Source organism: Paenalcaligenes sp. DL 463 (genome assembly GCF_057475185.1).
In genome coordinates this window covers 413,916-430,249 of record NZ_JBYBKX010000001.1, presented here as the reverse complement: position 1 = coordinate 430,249, position 16,334 = coordinate 413,916, and the positions used below count along the sequence as shown (strand labels likewise).

Annotated in this window: 18 protein-coding genes; 10 read left to right on the top strand and 8 right to left on the bottom strand. The window is 50.6% G+C overall.

Annotated elements, in window-relative coordinates:
* Nucleotides 1-30: 30 nt before the first annotated feature.
* From glmU to AC2UZI_RS01970, 3 genes are read right to left on the bottom strand one after another with little or no spacing between them, the layout of a single operon-like run.
* Entirely contained in the window at nt 31-1,410 is a 1,380-nt protein-coding gene (glmU, locus tag AC2UZI_RS01980; protein WP_486942151.1) for a bifunctional UDP-N-acetylglucosamine diphosphorylase/glucosamine-1-phosphate N-acetyltransferase GlmU, read from the bottom strand.
* A 25-nt stretch (nt 1,411-1,435) separates the two neighbouring features.
* Nucleotides 1,436-2,125: a PhaM family polyhydroxyalkanoate granule multifunctional regulatory protein gene (locus tag AC2UZI_RS01975; RefSeq protein WP_486942150.1), complete on the bottom strand. Its 690-nt coding sequence runs from the start codon at nt 2,123-2,125 to the stop codon at nt 1,436-1,438.
* A 57-nt stretch (nt 2,126-2,182) separates the two neighbouring features.
* The gene (locus AC2UZI_RS01970) at nt 2,183-3,004 is read right to left on the bottom strand and encodes an NUDIX hydrolase (protein ID WP_486942149.1); all 822 of its coding nucleotides are present in this window, start codon (nt 3,002-3,004) and stop codon (nt 2,183-2,185) included.
* 265 nt (nt 3,005-3,269) lie between these two features.
* Between AC2UZI_RS01970 and coxB the strand changes: the two genes are divergently transcribed.
* The 5 genes from coxB (at nt 3,270) to AC2UZI_RS01945 (ending at nt 7,400) form a co-directional block, all read left to right on the top strand.
* The gene (coxB, locus tag AC2UZI_RS01965; protein ID WP_486942148.1) at nt 3,270-4,430 is read left to right on the top strand and encodes a cytochrome c oxidase subunit II; all 1,161 of its coding nucleotides are present in this window, start codon (nt 3,270-3,272) and stop codon (nt 4,428-4,430) included.
* Nucleotides 4,431-4,505: 75 nt separating this feature from the next.
* Nucleotides 4,506-6,104: a cytochrome c oxidase subunit I gene (ctaD, locus tag AC2UZI_RS01960; RefSeq protein WP_486942147.1), complete on the top strand. Its 1,599-nt coding sequence runs from the start codon at nt 4,506-4,508 to the stop codon at nt 6,102-6,104.
* A gap of 29 nt (nt 6,105-6,133) precedes the next feature.
* Nucleotides 6,134-6,244 (top strand): cytochrome oxidase small assembly protein, encoded by a 111-nt coding sequence (locus AC2UZI_RS01955; RefSeq protein ID WP_486942146.1) that lies wholly within the window; start codon nt 6,134-6,136, stop codon nt 6,242-6,244.
* Between the two features lie 4 nt (nt 6,245-6,248).
* Nucleotides 6,249-6,473 (top strand): DUF2970 domain-containing protein, encoded by a 225-nt coding sequence (locus AC2UZI_RS01950; protein WP_486942145.1) that lies wholly within the window; start codon nt 6,249-6,251, stop codon nt 6,471-6,473.
* A 51-nt stretch (nt 6,474-6,524) separates the two neighbouring features.
* Nucleotides 6,525-7,400, top strand: coding sequence for a cytochrome c oxidase subunit 3 (locus AC2UZI_RS01945; protein ID WP_486942144.1), 876 nt, complete (start codon nt 6,525-6,527; stop codon nt 7,398-7,400).
* A gap of 1 nt (nt 7,401) precedes the next feature.
* On the opposite strand, the gene AC2UZI_RS01940 is transcribed toward AC2UZI_RS01945, so the two are convergent.
* Nucleotides 7,402-7,602 carry a DUF2909 domain-containing protein gene (locus tag AC2UZI_RS01940; protein WP_486942143.1) on the bottom strand — a complete coding sequence of 67 codons (201 nt, stop codon included), beginning with the start codon at nt 7,600-7,602 and terminating at the stop codon, nt 7,402-7,404.
* A gap of 45 nt (nt 7,603-7,647) precedes the next feature.
* On the opposite strand from AC2UZI_RS01940, the gene AC2UZI_RS01935 reads away from it, so the two are divergent.
* From AC2UZI_RS01935 to AC2UZI_RS01915, 5 genes are read left to right on the top strand one after another with little or no spacing between them, the layout of a single operon-like run.
* The gene (locus AC2UZI_RS01935) at nt 7,648-8,421 is read left to right on the top strand and encodes an SURF1 family protein (RefSeq protein ID WP_486942142.1); all 774 of its coding nucleotides are present in this window, start codon (nt 7,648-7,650) and stop codon (nt 8,419-8,421) included.
* Nucleotides 8,414-9,031: an SCO family protein gene (locus tag AC2UZI_RS01930; RefSeq protein WP_486942141.1), complete on the top strand. Its 618-nt coding sequence runs from the start codon at nt 8,414-8,416 to the stop codon at nt 9,029-9,031. The genes AC2UZI_RS01935 and AC2UZI_RS01930 overlap by 8 nt, the downstream gene beginning before the upstream one ends.
* A 3-nt stretch (nt 9,032-9,034) precedes the next feature.
* Nucleotides 9,035-10,045: a COX15/CtaA family protein gene (locus AC2UZI_RS01925; protein WP_486942140.1), complete on the top strand. Its 1,011-nt coding sequence runs from the start codon at nt 9,035-9,037 to the stop codon at nt 10,043-10,045.
* 5 nt (nt 10,046-10,050) lie between these two features.
* Nucleotides 10,051-10,941, top strand: a complete 891-nt coding sequence (gene cyoE / locus AC2UZI_RS01920) for a heme o synthase (RefSeq protein ID WP_486942139.1) — start codon at nt 10,051-10,053, stop codon at nt 10,939-10,941.
* Nucleotides 10,942-10,982: 41 nt separating this feature from the next.
* Nucleotides 10,983-11,606: an SCO family protein gene (locus AC2UZI_RS01915; RefSeq protein ID WP_486942138.1), complete on the top strand. Its 624-nt coding sequence runs from the start codon at nt 10,983-10,985 to the stop codon at nt 11,604-11,606.
* A 262-nt stretch (nt 11,607-11,868) separates the two neighbouring features.
* Here the strand turns inward: AC2UZI_RS01915 and rpoH are convergent, their stop codons facing one another.
* The 4 genes from rpoH to AC2UZI_RS01895 all read right to left on the bottom strand — a co-directional run bounded on the left by rpoH (nt 11,869) and on the right by AC2UZI_RS01895 (nt 16,322).
* Nucleotides 11,869-12,765: an RNA polymerase sigma factor RpoH gene (gene rpoH / locus AC2UZI_RS01910; RefSeq protein ID WP_486942137.1), complete on the bottom strand. Its 897-nt coding sequence runs from the start codon at nt 12,763-12,765 to the stop codon at nt 11,869-11,871.
* 298 nt (nt 12,766-13,063) lie between these two features.
* On the bottom strand, nt 13,064-13,963 hold the full coding sequence (gene fghA / locus AC2UZI_RS01905; RefSeq protein WP_486942136.1) for an S-formylglutathione hydrolase: 900 nt from the start codon (nt 13,961-13,963) through the stop codon (nt 13,064-13,066).
* Between the two features lie 125 nt (nt 13,964-14,088).
* Entirely contained in the window at nt 14,089-15,195 is a 1,107-nt protein-coding gene (locus tag AC2UZI_RS01900; protein WP_486942135.1) for an S-(hydroxymethyl)glutathione dehydrogenase/class III alcohol dehydrogenase, read from the bottom strand.
* A 266-nt stretch (nt 15,196-15,461) separates the two neighbouring features.
* Nucleotides 15,462-16,322, bottom strand: coding sequence for an endonuclease/exonuclease/phosphatase family protein (locus tag AC2UZI_RS01895; protein ID WP_486942134.1), 861 nt, complete (start codon nt 16,320-16,322; stop codon nt 15,462-15,464).
* Between the last annotated feature and the right edge of the window lie 12 nt (nt 16,323-16,334).

Below are 16,334 nucleotides of genomic sequence, written 5' to 3'. Positions count from 1 at the left end.
TCAATATTCTCTATGGGCAACACGTGTGGCTTACGACTCCGCTTTTTTCTTGCTAGGCCGCACCCAAGTCTGAATCACTCGTTGTGGAGTACGTGATATGACCAATGCGCCTGCGGGTACGTCCGACGTTACGGTCGTTCCGGCGCCCACCGTGGCCCCTTCTGCAACACGTACCGGCGCTACTAACTGAGAGTCAGAACCGATAAAAACATTATCTTCGATGACGGTTTGGTGCTTGTTCGCGCCATCGTAATTGCACGTAATTGTGCCCGCACCGATGTTGACCTGCTGACCCAACACCGTATCACCAATATAACTTAAGTGACTGGCTTTAGAGCCTTGTCCAAACTGGCTGTTTTTAACTTCAACAAAATTACCGATTTGTGCGCCTTCACCTAGGTGAGTACCGGGGCGTAACCGTGCAAAAGGCCCCACCTTGACGGCCGCTTGCGTTTGCGTTTGATGTAAATGCGAAAAGGCCTCAACGCGCGTTTGATCACCCAAACTGACATTATTGAGCACACAATGCGGACCAATATGCACGCCATCGCCTAAGGTGACATCACCCTCGAACACGCAACCCACATCAATGAACACATCACGCCCGCACTGTAAGGTACCGCGTAAATCAAAGCGATTAGGATCAGCCAACGTCACGCCCTGCTCTAATAAACGCATGGCTTGCTCTTTTTGCCATGCACGCTCAAGCTCGGCCTGTTGTACGCGACTGTTTACACCTAAGGTTTCCCAAGCGTGCGTGGGGTGAGCGGCGCCCACCGTTACGCCATCGGCAACAGCAAAACCAACCACATCGGTCAAATAGTATTCTTTTTGAGCGTTATTGTTGTCTAAGCGACTTAACCAGTTTTTAAGCTGCGAGGTAGGTGCTGCGATAATGCCTGTATTCACCTCATTAATCGTGCGCTCGGCATCTGTGGCATCTTTATGCTCAACAATGCGAGTAATTCCACCCGCGTCGTTTCGTACGATACGCCCGTATCCGCTGGGATCCGTTAGATGCTCGGTTAACACGGCCAAACCCTGTTGTCTGGCTTCTAATAAGGACTGTAAAGTATCAGCCTGCACCAATGGCACATCGCCATACAACACGATTGTCGTGTCGGTAGCCTGCTCGCCCACTAACTGTGGCACAGCCTGCATTACGGCATGACCGGTACCTTGTTGGGGCTGTTGCAGTACAAAGCGTAAATCGTTCTGATCGGCAAATTTAGCTTGAACTTCCTCTGCCCCATGGCCCACCACCACGATAATCCGCTCGGGATTTAACGCCCGTGCCGAATCCAACACGTGCTCTAGCATGGGTTTACCAGCAATAGGGTGTAGCACTTTAGGTAAAGACGAACGCATACGTTTGCCTAAACCCGCTGCCAATATCACAACATTCAACATAAATTTTTCCTAAACACAGCAGGTGTTATTTCTTTGGGGTAGTACGAGTGGTTTTTTTTGCCGCTGAAGCAGTTTTCGTGGAAGAGCTTGCAGTACGGCTCGCTTTGGTGGCTGCTTTTTTAGCTGCCTTCTTGGCCGCTTTCTTAGCGGCTGTCTTCGTTGCTGCCGGTTTGCTAAAGGTAGAATCGCCCGACACCTCAGCTACCGTGGACGCTAGCGTATCTGCCATGGTTTGAGCGCTTTGCATGGATGCCGTTGTCGCGTTGGCCATGGCTTCAAACTGTTGCTGCATCAGCCCCCACCATGCCTGCGCGGATTGCGCCTCTGGCGTCGTTTCAGCAGCGTCTTTCGCCTTATCATCAGTGGCAGCGTTTGCATCCGGCATACTCGCCATCTGTGCCGCTCGTTGAGCAAACTCTTGAACGGTGCTTAACGTGGCTTTTTGTATTTCCAGCCCCTGGATGGTACTTTCTAACATCGAAAGGTTCAGCTTTAGCCAGTTTTCAATGGCACGCAAATCACGAATACGCGTCTCTAACTCTTCGGGCGCTAAAAAAGCGGCTGAAGAATCTCCGACCCCAGCAAAGCCAGAGCCACCCATGGACTCCCATACCGAACGCATCATGTCTAAGGATGCGAAAATAGGGTTTTTTGAGTGATCAGCCGAATCGCCACCGGCGCCCATCATGCCAGGGATGTCAAAAGGGTTTTTCATAACCGTGCTCCTGATAAATGTGTGTCAGTGCTTAACGTTAAAACCATTCAGTATTTTTTACTGTTGCATGCGTCGACGAATACTATCCAGTATGACAATTTCTGCCTCAATAGTGAATAAGCCCGAAAAGGCCATCTCATAATACTCATCAAGACTAATCGCTCGTATTTCGCTGACCTCGCCATCCAAATTTTTCGGGGTGGTAGACGCCTCTAAGATGCAATCATTCACCCACACATTCTCCACCTGATACCCTTCAGGTAATCGTCGGTGCATGCGCGAAATTAATCGCATCGGCTCAAGTGCCTGTAACTGCCCTTCGAGCAAGCCCGCTTCTTCTTCGCTTTCCCGCAATAACGACACATGTAAACTTTCGTTAGCGCTTGCAAGCCCGCCTACCAACGTGTCCCACATATTCGGATCGGTCGGTTTATGCGCAGCACGCTTTTGTACCCACAACCGACCATCAGGTGTCCACGCATTTAAATGCACCGCTTGGGTCAATAGCCCTAATGGACGTACCGCACCACGCTCAATCACACCAAGATGCAGGCCTTCACCCAAGACATCTAACAACTCATTTCGCCATGCTTTAACGTAACCCGCCTCGTTCAGCGCCACAGCAACGTCGGCTAACTGCTCGTTAACGTGCTCGCATGGCGGCTCATTAGCGGCGATATGCACCGCTTCCGCATCGACAGAAACGTTTTCCAATTGACGTAAAACCTGCACCGCCCCCTCGTGCGCCCACCCGCATACGCGTCCACAAACGGTCAATGGTCTGCATCCTATAGGCGGCAATTCTTGTGTTTGCAAAAGCAAGGTCTGAAAGCGCTGTACCAACGCCGAGGAAAATGATTTCTTAGTGTTATCGTTCATAATCCGGATTGTAGTTCATGGCCACGCAACTAGCGGTAAGCCAAGGTATGAAATTGCATAAAAAGCATCGTAGGGCATACCCTGCCCTTGAAGCTTTCAACTTGTTCGCTATAATTTCGCTAAAGTGAATACCATAAAAAGAATCCAGTAATCAGCCCGCAGCCTAAGCTGGTTAGCAGTACCAAGCCGTATTTCAGTCGTTCTCCTTGCCGTTGCAGTCAGTACACCTTGCATGGTGATAAACAAGCATAAAACGAGGGACTACATGAAGATGTGGAGAGGTCTTACAGGGTTTATCACCCTTTGCGCTGCCAGTACTGTTAGCGCCCAAGTCACAGACATGCCGGGCGGCCCAAGGGTCAATCAACTCAACCTGCCTCCTGGTGTTTCTGAAATCGCTCGCGATATCGCATGGTTACATTGGATGATGCTCATCATCTGTACCATCATTTTTATCGCCGTATTCGGAGTCATGTTCTACTCCATCATCATGCACCGCAAGTCCAGTGGTCGCAAAGCCTCTACCTTTCACGAGCACTTGGGCGTCGAAGTCGCCTGGACGGTTGTCCCATTCATTATTGTGATCGGCATGGCGCTTCCAGCCACCAAAACCGTGGTCGCCATGAAAGACACCACGGGCGCCGACCTAACCGTCAAGGTAACGGGCTATCAGTGGAATTGGGGCTACGAATACATAGATGGCCCCGCCGAGGGCGTCTCGTTTTTCTCTAATCTCTCTACCCCCAGAGCTCAAATCGAAAACCTCGAACCCAAATCCAATACCTACCTGATGGAGGTCGATAAACCGCTGGTGGTTCCGGTGGACAAAAAGGTTCGTGTCATCATCACAGCCGCTGACGTGATTCACGCATGGATGGTACCTGACTTCGGTGTCAAACAAGATGCCATACCCGGCTTCTTGCGTGACGCATGGTTCAGAGCTGAAAAAATCGGTACATATCGTGGCCAGTGCGCTGAGCTTTGCGGTCGCGACCACGCCTTCATGCCCATTGTGGTGGAAGTCGTCTCTCAAGCTGACTACGAAGCCTGGGCTGCCGAGCAAACTGCAGCCGCCTCCGCTAACGATGATGAAGGCGTCACCACCCTGGACGAAGAAACGCTCATCGCTCGAGGCAAAGACGTTTATACGCAAACGTGTGTGGCCTGCCACCAAGCTAACGGCCAAGGCTTGCCTAATGTCTTCCCCGCCCTTGATGGCGATGAGAACTATGTGCTCGCACCGATGCAAGAGCAAATCCTCACGGTCTTAAACGGTCATCCAGGCACGGCCATGGCGGCGTTCAGGGATCAATTAAATGACGTGGAAATCGCCTCAGTCATTACTTACACGCGTCAAGCATGGAGTAATGCGGGTGAAGGCCCCGATCCGGTGGTCCAGCCCAGTGATGTCAGTGCACTACGTTAATTGGCAAGCTTAAAAAAAATGATGCGCATACCCCCTAAAGCCAACTGGCTTTAGTCATGGAGGAAGGAGCAAAGAATGAACACCGTTACCGCTGCCGATAACACATCGGTCACTCACGACCACGATCACGGTGCGCCTAAAGGCTGGCGTAGGTGGCTGTTTGCAACGAACCACAAAGACATCGGGACGATGTACCTCATCTTCTCGTTCATCATGCTGCTAGAGGGCGGCGTATTGGCTTTGCTGGTACGTACCGAACTGTTTTCGCCCGGATTGCAATTCTTCCGCCCAGAGCTCTTCAATCAGTTCACGACCATGCACGGTCTGATCATGATTTTTGGTGCGATTATGCCCGCATTCGTGGGCTTTGCTAACTGGATGATTCCCCTGCAGATTGGGGCTTCTGACATGGCATTCGCACGGATGAATAACTTCAGCTTCTGGCTGTTGCCCGTGGGGGCTACGTTATTCACGATTTCCTTCTTTGTTCCGGGCGGCGCTCCTGCTGGGGGCTGGACCATGTATGCGCCCTTATCGCTACAAATGGGCCCCGGAATGGATTTCGTCATTTTTGGGGTACACATATTGGGGGCCTCCTCAATTATGGGGGCCATTAATATTATTGTGACGGTGTTGAACATGCGCACCTCCGGCATGAGCATGATGCGCATGCCCTTGTTTTGCTGGACATGGTTAATTACCGCTTATCTGTTAATTGCCGTGATGCCGGTATTAGCGGCTGCGGTCACCATGCTTCTGACCGATCGACACTTCGACACGCACTTCTTTAACGCCGCGGGTGGCGGTGACCCCGTGTTATATCAACACGTATTCTGGTTTTTCGGTCACCCTGAGGTGTACATCATGATTTTGCCGGCCTTCGGCATTGTGTCAGCCATTGTGCCCACCTTCTCTCGTAAACCATTATTTGGCTACGCCTCGATGGTCTATGCCACCGCCGCCATTGCCATTCTGTCGTTCTTGGTTTGGGCTCACCACATGTTTACCAGTGGTATGCCTGTCACGGGTCAGCTTTACTTCATGTACTCGACCATGCTTATTGCCATCCCTACTGGGGTAAAAATCTTCAACTGGGTGGCAACCATGTGGCGCGGTGCCTTAAGCTTCGAGACACCCATGCTCTTTGCCATCGGCTTTATCTTCGTGTTTACCATTGGTGGCTTTACGGGGCTTATTGTGGCGGTCGCGCCCATTGATATCGCCGTACACGATACCTATTACATCGTGGCCCACTTCCACTACGTATTGGTGGCTGGCTCGCTCTTCGCCTTATTCGGCGGCGCCTACTATTGGCTACCCAAGTGGACCGGACGCATGTATAGCGAGAAATGGGGCAAGATCCACTTTTGGTCCACCATGATTTCGTTCAATATCACCTTCTTCCCCATGCACTTCTTGGGCTTAGCTGGGATGCCACGACGTTATGCAGACTATGCTTCGCAATTTACCGACTTCCACCAAATTGCCACCATCGGCGCGTTCTGGTTCGGCTTCTCTCAACTGATTCTCATCGCCATTGTGATCCGTGCCGCGATGGGCAAAGGAGAGCCAGCCTCAGCCAGCCCTTGGGACTACGTGGAAGACGGTCTTGAGTGGACCGTGCCTTCACCTGCCCCTCATCACACCTTTGAAACACCGCCTCCCTTCAAATAAGCGAAGAGAGACCATTTAGGAGACACAGGATGACCCCCGAGCAGCGCAGGCGAAATCGCATTACCGGACTGATTCTTGCCGCTATCGTCATCGCCATTATGGTTTGGACTTTCCTACGTGGTGGCAGTCTCTTGGGGTGACATTATGGACGATAACTTACGCAAATTAAGTCGACGCAAAATGAGTTTAGGGCAGACGTTAAAAGCCATTGCCTGGGGCGCATTTGGGGTACGACGCAGTAAAGAACACAATGAAGACATTGCCACCTTGAACCCGGTGGTGCTGATTATTGCCGCACTGATCGCCACGATTATTTTTGTTATTGCTTTAATTTTTATTGCACGTGCATTTATTGCTTATTTAAGTTGATCCTACACGTTATGGATCACATCGGGATAATGCCTAACGAAGGAGAAGAGCATGGATGCCCAACCAGTTGTTCGGTCCAAAGAGGCGCCTTACTACTTTGTGCCCGGACTGTCTTCGCACCCAGTACGCACCAGCCTAACCATGCTGGTCGGCCTTCTGGGCGCGGCCTTATGGATTAACCACTTCCCTGGCGGAAAATGGGTTTTTTTCATTGGGCTTTTTTGCTTTTTTATCTCGCTCTACTTCTGGTTTGGCGAAGCCATTAAAGAATCAGAGACTGGGTTAAACAGCCAACGCGTTGACAGCTCCTATCGTTGGAGCATGGCTTGGTTTATTTTCTCTGAGGTCATGTTTTTCTCGGCCTTCTTCGGTGCCCTTTGGTACACGCGAGAAATCTCAACCCCGTTGCTCAGCGACTTGGATCACCGTCACTTGTTGTGGCCAGATTTTGCTGGCACGTGGCCTAACTTTGGTCCTGCAGGCACCATCGCCCCCTTTGAAATCGTCGGCCCTTTCTGGCTACCGACGATTAACACTGCCCTACTGCTTACCTCAGGCTTAACCTTAACGATTGCGCACCACGCCATTCGCGCTGCCAATCGCAGCAAGGCGGTTATTTGGTTAGGTCTGACGGTGGTGCTCGGTTTCTTGTTTATTTGCTGCCAAGCCTATGAGTATGTACACGCCTATGCCGACCTTAATCTGCGCTTTAGCTCAGGGTCTTATGGGGCGCTGTTTTACATGCTTACCGGCTTCCATGGTTTTCACGTCATTGTCGGCGCCACCATGCTCACCGTCGTTTGGATACGGCTAGCAAGGGGTGACTTCACCAGCCAACATCACTTTGGTTTTGAAGGGGCGGCCTGGTATTGGCACTTTGTTGACGTGGTGTGGCTTGGTTTGTATTTGTACGTGTATTGGTTCTAAATTACGAAAAACCAGTGCTAGGTAACCAACCCAAAGCGTGGGCGCCTAGCACTGACAAGAACAGCGCAATCGACAAACCCACCCGCCAAGTCAGCGCGAGGACCACATTGTTGGCGCCTTGTTTATCTTTGAGTAAAAAGACAAGGGAAACCGCCATACTGAGAATGATCAACAAAAACATCACGACAATCACTACATGCATATTGCCTCCAGCGAATCACAATGACGATGTTATGGCCACTAAGGAATGACTAAAAAAAACCTAGTTGCTATGGTTGTGTTAATTGCTTTGAGTGCACTCTGCGCTCGGCTTGGCGTGTGGCAATTAGGACGAGCCCAAGAACGCCTTGCCATCGGCCAAGAGATTCACGAAGGCCGCAGTCAGCCCCGTCTAAATCTCAATACCTCTCCAAGCGAAACCCATAATTGGCAGCCATCGTCCGCTAGCGGTTATTGGCGTCCAGACCTTACTGTACTCCTAGAAAATCGTAATCATCAAGGTCGCCCAGGCTATTGGGTGGGAACACCGTTGGTTTTAGAACCCGATAGCAGCGAGGCCGTGCTTGTGCTAAGGGGGTGGCTTGAACGCACGCCGTCTTCCACACCACAACTTCCACCACCCTCGGTGGATGATCCCGTTACGGTGCAAGGCGAGCTGCGTAGTCATGTGCCACGCATGTACGAGTTAACAAACCTTTGGGGCCCCGAGGCAGAGACCTTAGCTTCCTCGTTACCCACCCCCGACGGGCAACCCCCCATCGTACAAAATCTCGCTTTAACCGACTTACAGCAAGCCACAGGCCTGACATTACGACCCTATGTATTACTCCTTCACGAGTCGCTTCCTAGCGAAAACCCCAACTTGATTCAAGACTGGCCACACCCCAATCTAGATGCTCATCAGAATCGAGGGTACGCCATACAGTGGTTTGGCTTTGCCACCATTGCAGGCGTAGCAGCCATCGTTTTACTGTGGCGTTCACGCCGTTTCAAAAAGCTTTCACGAGATTCAAATGCCTAACACGATCCGAAAACGCTCACTCACTCCTCTGGTTCTCATCGCTATCGTGTCGTTGGCACCCGTTGTGCTCGCCACACTGGCTTACTTTCTTCCATCACTTGGCCTGCGCCCTGCAGAAAGCTCCAATTACGGCACATTACTTAAACAGCAACCCGTTTTAGAGACGGCTCCGGCCAACTTCAACACCCTGAACGGCGAGCCCTTTGATCTTGAATCGTTACGAGGCAAATGGGTTTTATTAAGCGTTGACAGTGGTCAATGCGACGAGGCCTGCGTGCGCAAACTTTTTATTTTGCGTAACTCGCATGCCAGCCAAGGTAAGAACGTGGACCGCATTGCCCGCGTTTGGTTGGTTACCGATGACGCCACCCCTGAACAATCACTACAAGATGCCTATGTGGGGACACGTATTTTACGTACAGATCAAGACAGCGCAGCAGCATTACTTGCCCCCTCGATCGCCCCCGAACAGCAAGGCGCCTATCTGCAAGCCGGTATGTGGATTATCGATCCTCTGGGTAACCTCATGCTGGAGTTTCCCCCTAATGCCGACCCCTTAAAGGTTCGCAAAGACATCAGTAAATTGCTTTATCACTCACGCATAGGTTAACGAATGAGTGACGACGTTGTACGTAAACGCTATCGCCGTCTGGTCTTCTTTACGTGGTTCTTAACCCTAGACCTCATCATGTTCGGTGCCTTCGTGCGCCTTGCTGATGCCGGCTTAGGATGCCCTGACTGGCCCGGTTGCTATGGAAAATTCAGCCCTATTGGCGCCAATGCGCTAATCCAGCAAGCCTATGAAGCCATGCCGTGGGGTCCGGTAAGCCACACCAAAGCGTGGATTGAGATGCTGCATCGCTACGTAGGCGCCACCTTAGGCCTGTTGATCATTGCCATTGTGTACATGGCAACACGTTATCGCTCGCTTATTGGACGCAGCTCAGCTCTGGCTTGGGTGACACTGGTGGCAGTATGTGTTCAAGGCGCTTTTGGGGCATGGACCGTCACCCATAAGCTCATGCCAGTCATTGTCACCACCCACTTACTTGGCGGCATGACCGTATTGTCTTTATTGACGTGGCTTGCTGCCCGCGAGCGTCAACCTAACGTACAGGTGGACTATAGCCATTGGCACCCCTTGGTGTTGGCCTCTTTCATTTTATTGTTTATACAAATCGCCTTGGGTGGCTGGGTTAGCACCAACTACGCGGCCTTAGCCTGCATGGACTTTCCTTTATGTCACGGTCAAGTATTCCCACCCATGGATTTTGCCAGCGGATACTCACTTAATCGCGACCTAGGCATGACTCGAACCGGAGACTTCCTGCCACGCGAGGCGCTCACCGCCATTCATTGGACACACCGGAATTTTGCTTTTGTGGTGTTTTTCATTGTGGGAGCAACCGCCTGGAAGCTACGGGACAAACCCGCTTTGCAAGGGCCTGCTAGACTGCTATTGTTATTACTGTGTCTACAGCTATTTACCGGCCTAACCACTATTTTCTTTAAATGGCCCCTACTAATTGCTGTGCTACACAATGGTGGAGCAGCAGGAATGATCCTGTGCTGCATCTTATTATTAGTCCGAACATCGCGCTCTAAAACCTTCGTGAAGGAGTAAGCTGCATGACGACTGTAACTGCTAGCCCGAGCACTCTCTGGCGTCAGTACTGGGTACTAACCAAACCTAGGGTCACCCAGTTAGCGGTGTTCTGTGCCGTTATTGGTATGTTTCTTGCCAGCCCCGGCCTACCCAATCCTACGACCGTTATTGCCGCGACGCTGGGCATCTGGCTACTGGCTGCCGCCGCCTTTGCCATTAACTGTTTAATCGAGCGCGAACTTGACGCCCGCATGCTGCGTACAGCGCGTCGCGCAACCGCCAGTGGTGACATCAGCAGCCCTCAGGTCATCACTATGTCTACCTTAGTTGGCCTAAGTGGCATGGTGATCCTGTACGTGTTCGTAAACGAACTCACGATGTGGTTAACCGTCACCACCTTTATTGGTTACGCCATTATTTATACCGTGGTCTTAAAGCCCCGCACCCCACAAAATATTGTTATCGGGGGCTTATCGGGGGCCATGCCCCCCGCGTTAGGCTGGGCGGCAGTGGCTAACGCTGTGCCAGCTGAAGCGTGGCTGTTGGTGCTGATTATTTTTATCTGGACGCCACCGCACTTCTGGGCTCTGGCCCTATACCGTAAAAACGACTACGAAAAATCAGGCTTACCCATGCTACCCGTTACCCACGGTAACCCCTTCACAAGCCTGCATATTTTACTCTACACCCTCATTTTGTTTGCGGCGAGCCTACTGCCTTTCGTGATCAGAATGAGTGGGCCCTTATATGCAATTGCCGCCGTTTTACTAAGTGGTCGCTTCATCCACTACGCTTGGCTTTTACACCGAAATTATTCCGATCAGCTTTCTCGGCGCGTTTTTAAATACTCGATTATTTATCTGGCCCTATTGTTCGCTGCACTCTTAATTGATCACTGGGTAGCACTGCTCTAATACCATTAACCTACCTACCCCTTCTATAAGCATCACCTTTTATGTCTGCATTGTCTGGTTTCTCCGTTAAAAACGGGTTAATGCTGTTTGTTTTGATACTGCTCAGTCTAAGCCTAAGTGCCTGTGGTCCTAGCGAAGCCGAATTGCAATTTCACGGCAGTAACATCAGTGGTTCGGATTTAGGTAGCGAACTCGCCATGGTCGACGGTAATGGCAACTTACGCACCATCGAAAGCTTTAACGGCAAAGTGGTCGTTGTGTTTTTTGGTTTTACCCACTGCCCAGATATCTGCCCTACCGCCTTAAGTCAATTAGCCGCCTCAATGGACAGCCTAGGCTCTGATGCTGACAACGTGCAGGTGGTACTGATCACGGTGGACCCAGAACGCGATACCCCAGAGGTCATTAGCCAATACGTGCGCGCCTTCGATGAACGCTTTATTGGCTTAACCGGCTCACCGGCCCAGTTACATAAAACTGCTCAATCGTTCAAAGCCTATTACGCCAAAGCCGAAGGCCCTACGCCCGAGCAGTACACCATGGATCACTCTTCGTCGTTTTATTTGCTTGACGCCACAGGCGAAGCCCGCGTGTTATTACGTGGGGATGCCACACCTGACGAGCTTAGCCACGATATACAGCAGCTACTGAAAACCGTTAGTTAACTAGCTGTCGTCCCGTTTCAAGACCCCAGCGGCCTCCTGCAATCGTCTGCGCAACCATAAAAAAAGGGACACCACAAAGGGTGTCCCAATAAATCGCATCCGCTTCAATAGGGAGGGGAAGAGGAGAAGCCGAAGCCGATGCACACCAACGCAACGCTCAGGGAAGTGCAATTGCGCTGTTGATATAAGTTAGTGGCGTGCTAGAGGCTTAAGTTCAAATTACCCCAAAGCTAAAGTGTAAAAATATATTTCGTCTGCATACCTAGGCAGCAACCTGCAGCAAATTGCGCATCTTTTTCATGGCGGCCACTTCAATCTGACGTATGCGTTCAGCCGACACACCGTATTCAGCGGCTAAATCATGCAGCGTTAAGCCTTTATCATCCTGCAACCAACGGGATTCAATAATGCGACGCGAACGTGGATCTAACTGCTCTAAAGCCGCTCCAAGCCCTTCACCTTGCAACGACTGTTCTGCCCGAGTTTCCAGAACTTGGGTAGGTTCGAACTCGCCTTCGTCAGACAAATAACTAATCGGCGCAAAAGATTCATCGTCGTCGTTTTGAAGCTCGATACCGAACTCGCCGCCCGACATGCGAATTTCCATTTCGCTTACGTCTTGCGGACGTACATTTAGCTCTCGGGCGATATGATCGATTTCATCGGGGTTCAAGGTTTGCCCGTCTTCGGGACGCATGCGTCGTAAGTTAAAAAACAACTTACGTTGAGCTTTGGTTGTCGCAATTTTAACTAAGCGCCAATTGCGCACCACGTACTCGTGGATTTCCGCTTTAATCCAGTGCACAGCAAAAGAAACCAAGCGCACACCGCGCTCGGGGTCAAAACGCTTCACGGCTTTCATCAGCCCAATATTGCCTTCTTGGATCAAATCAGCATGAGGTAAGCCGTAGCCCAGATACTGACGAGAAATGGAAACCACCAAACGCAAATGCGACATGATTAGTCGACGTGCCGCTTCAAGGTCTTCACTTTCTTTTAAGCGACGGCCTAAGCTAAGCTCTTCTTCTGGAGTAAGCATTGGCTGGGCGTTAACCGCAGAAATATAGGCCTCAATTGTGCCCAGAGCACCCGGATTGGATACCGCCGCTGCCAAATTATTGGCAGGAGCAAGGGCCAAGGATTGCGAAGTTTGGGTCATAAATCGTCCTGTAAAAGTGCTTGTTCGCGATCTGCTGATAACGTCGCCACAAGCAACATTTGCATTAATACTTCTGTATTTTAGCACTCTACTCTGATGAGTGCTAATGTTGCAAGTACAGCCTATACGATAGTTTTTACATCAAAAGGTTCCGTATTCAAGCTGTTTTACATCAAAAGTCACATCATTACGTCTACTCATATCCAGATAAACTAGGGCCGTTAAGCTTTTGGAACGCCGATATAAGGGCAACGACGCGCCCGAAGGCGCGTCGTTGCTAACACAGTCTACAGTGTATTTATGACAAACGCTCGGCATGAAAGCGCATATGGTCTTTCATGAAGGTCGATATAAAGTAATAACCGTGATCGTAGCCTTCATGGCGACGTAAGGTTAATGGCTGGCCAACTTTCTCACACGCTGCCTCAAACGCTTCGGGATAAAGCTGCTCGGCTAAAAAATTATCGGCTAAACCCTGATCCACTAATATTCCCTTGGGATAGGGCGCTGCACTTTGCTTTTGCATAAGTAAGCTAGCATCGTACGCCTCCCATGTTGATTTGTCAGAGCCCAAATAACCGCTAAACGCTTTTTCACCCCAAGGGCACTGAGTGGGTGCTGCAATGGGTGCAAAGGCCGATACCGATTTAAATTTACCAGGGTAACGCTGAGCGAGCACCAAAGCACCATGTCCACCCATCGAGTGCCCAAAGATACCGACGCGTTCAGCATCGCCCGAGAAAACAGTGGTGACAATATCGTATAGCTCGTTCACCACGTAGCTTTCCATACGGTAGTGCTTGTTCCATGGCGCCTCGGTAGCATCCACATAAAAGCCCGCACCGGTTCCAAAGTCCCAACCATCGTCTTCGCCAGGAAAACCTGCCCCACGTGGACTGGTATCGGGTGTTACTAAAATAATGCCGTGCTCGGCGGCGTACTGCTGCGCTGCCGCTTTAATCATGAAGGTTTCTTCCGTGCACGTTAGACCTGCCAAGTAGATCAACACCGGCAGTTTCGTGACCCCCATCACGTTCGCCCCAGCGTTAGCCTCTTTAGCGGACTCGGCCCCTGCTTGAGGTGGAAAATACACCGATAAGCGCATGGGCAAACCAATAGTTTGAGAGGCATGCTGATAGTACCTTTGCCAACCCTCAAAACAACGGTGTTCACTGATAAGTTCTAACTGACCAGACATATGAATTTCCTATTAAGCAACGTCAAGCGACATTCACTGATAACAATACCGGCTCGATATTAAACAAACGGGTTGCATAGATTAGATCTAGGCAACCCGTGCTTGGTACACGTATAAACTAAGCGTTAATACACAACAACAGAGCGGATGGACTCACCGCGCTCCATCAGATCAAAGCCTTCATTAATACGCTCAAGCGGTAAATGGTGAGTAATCAGATCATCGATATTGATCTTACCATCCATGTACCAGTCAACGATTTTCGGTACATCGGTACGACCACGTGCACCACCGAATGCAGAGCCTTTCCACACACGACCTGTAACCAATTGGAAAGGACGTGTGGCGATTTCGGCGCCCGCTTCAGCCACACCAATAATGACTGACTGACCCCAACCACGGTGACAAGACTCTAAGGCTTGACGCATGACTTTGGTGTTACCCACACACTCAAAAGTGTAGTCGGCACCACCATCTGTTAGTTGAATAATATGGTCAACCACATTCTCAACTTCAGAGGCGTTCACAAAATCCGTCATACCAAACTGACGCGCCATGGCTTCACGTTCGGGATTAAGGTCTACACCGATAATCTTATCGGCACCGACCATTTTGGCACCCTGAATTACGTTCAGACCAATGCCACCCAAACCAAACACCACAACGTTAGCACCCGCTTCAACGTTGGCGGTAAAGAGCACAGCACCAAGGCCTGTGGTCACACCACAACCGATGTAGCAAACTTTATCGAATGGCGCATCGCTGCGAATTTTTGCCAACGCAATTTCAGGCACCACAATGTGGTTAGCAAAGGTGGATGTACCCATGTAGTGATGAATGGGTTTGCCATCAATGCTGAAGCGTGATGTGCCGTCCGGCATCAAACCCTTACCCTGTGTAGCGCGTATAGCGGTACACAAGTTAGTTTTCTGTGAAAGACACGACTTACACTGACGACACTCAGGTGTGTACAGTGGAATAACGTGATCCCCAGGTTTTAACGAGGTAACGCCTGCGCCCACCTCCATCACAACACCAGCGCCTTCGTGACCTAAAATAGCAGGGAATAAACCCTCTGGGTCAGCGCCCGATAGGGTATATAAATCAGTGTGGCAAATACCGGTTGCTTTAATCTCTACTAAGACCTCGCCTGCGCGTGGGCCTTGTAAATCAACTTCTTCAATGGTTAACGGTTCACCCGCTTTCCAAGCAATAGCTGCTTTGGTTTTCATTGAATCAAACCTCCTCAGTAAAGCAATCTAATTATCGATACCTAAACCCTCATCGATGAAACAACCATCATGAAGTAGCGTAGCGTCGCCTCTGTTTCAAACACAGCAGATCATCATCAGGTACAGGCTATATTTCTTTCCGTTACTCATATATTGAGGAACTGTTTAACCATATAACAATACGCGACGGGATTCCAGTCTTTAGCTTAGGCTTTTTTCCCGTACAACAGCCCTGTTAAGGGTTGCGCAACGAGGACGTGCGGTTTTCAGGGCAGTTCTAGCTCGGTCAGAATGGGAGAGTGATCAGAGATTTGTTTCCACGGAGCGCCTTGCAATACACGGGCGTTGCGCACAGCAAAGCCTCGTTGATAGATACGATCAAGGCGTAAAAATGGGAAAACCGCAGGAAAAGTGCGAGGGGGAGGCGTCAGACGAGCATTGCCATCTACACCCAGAACCGGAGAGCCGGCCATATCGTCATTATTTTGTTTACCGCTATTTCGGCTACCGCGCAGCCATTGCATGGGCTGTCGTAGCTTAAACCGCGAACTGGCATACATCTCGGGGGCAAACGAAAAGACTTCGTACAAGCCCAATTGCTTCACAAAGATAGGCGCCAGACGATTATTCCAATCGTTGAAGTCACCCGCGATGAGTAAAGGCTCATCTTCCGGCACAATGCGGTTAATACGCTCGACCAGCGCCGAAATTTGCCGGGTTCTACCACCTGAAAACAAACCCAAGTGCACAACAAGGCAATGCACATGGCGATCTTCGATCTGCACCACCGCATGCAAGAGACCACGTTGCTCTAGCTTATGATCAGAAATGTCTTCGTTTTCGTAATACAGAATAGGAAAGCGGGACAACAACGCATTACCGTGATCGGTATGCTGACGAACAGCATTACAACCATACACATTATGCATGCGCAACACGGCTGCTAATAACTCGTGCTGCGCATTGAGGGTCGCACGTAAATCGTTGCGACCCTGCACCTCTTGGAGGAACAGTAAGTCGGGTGACAGCCCGTAGAGTCCCAGCTTTAACGCATCCATGGACTCACGCTTGCCAGTAGCCGTGCGCCCTTTATGAATGTTGTAACTGACTACTCGGATTACTGCCACCGCAATCCTCCT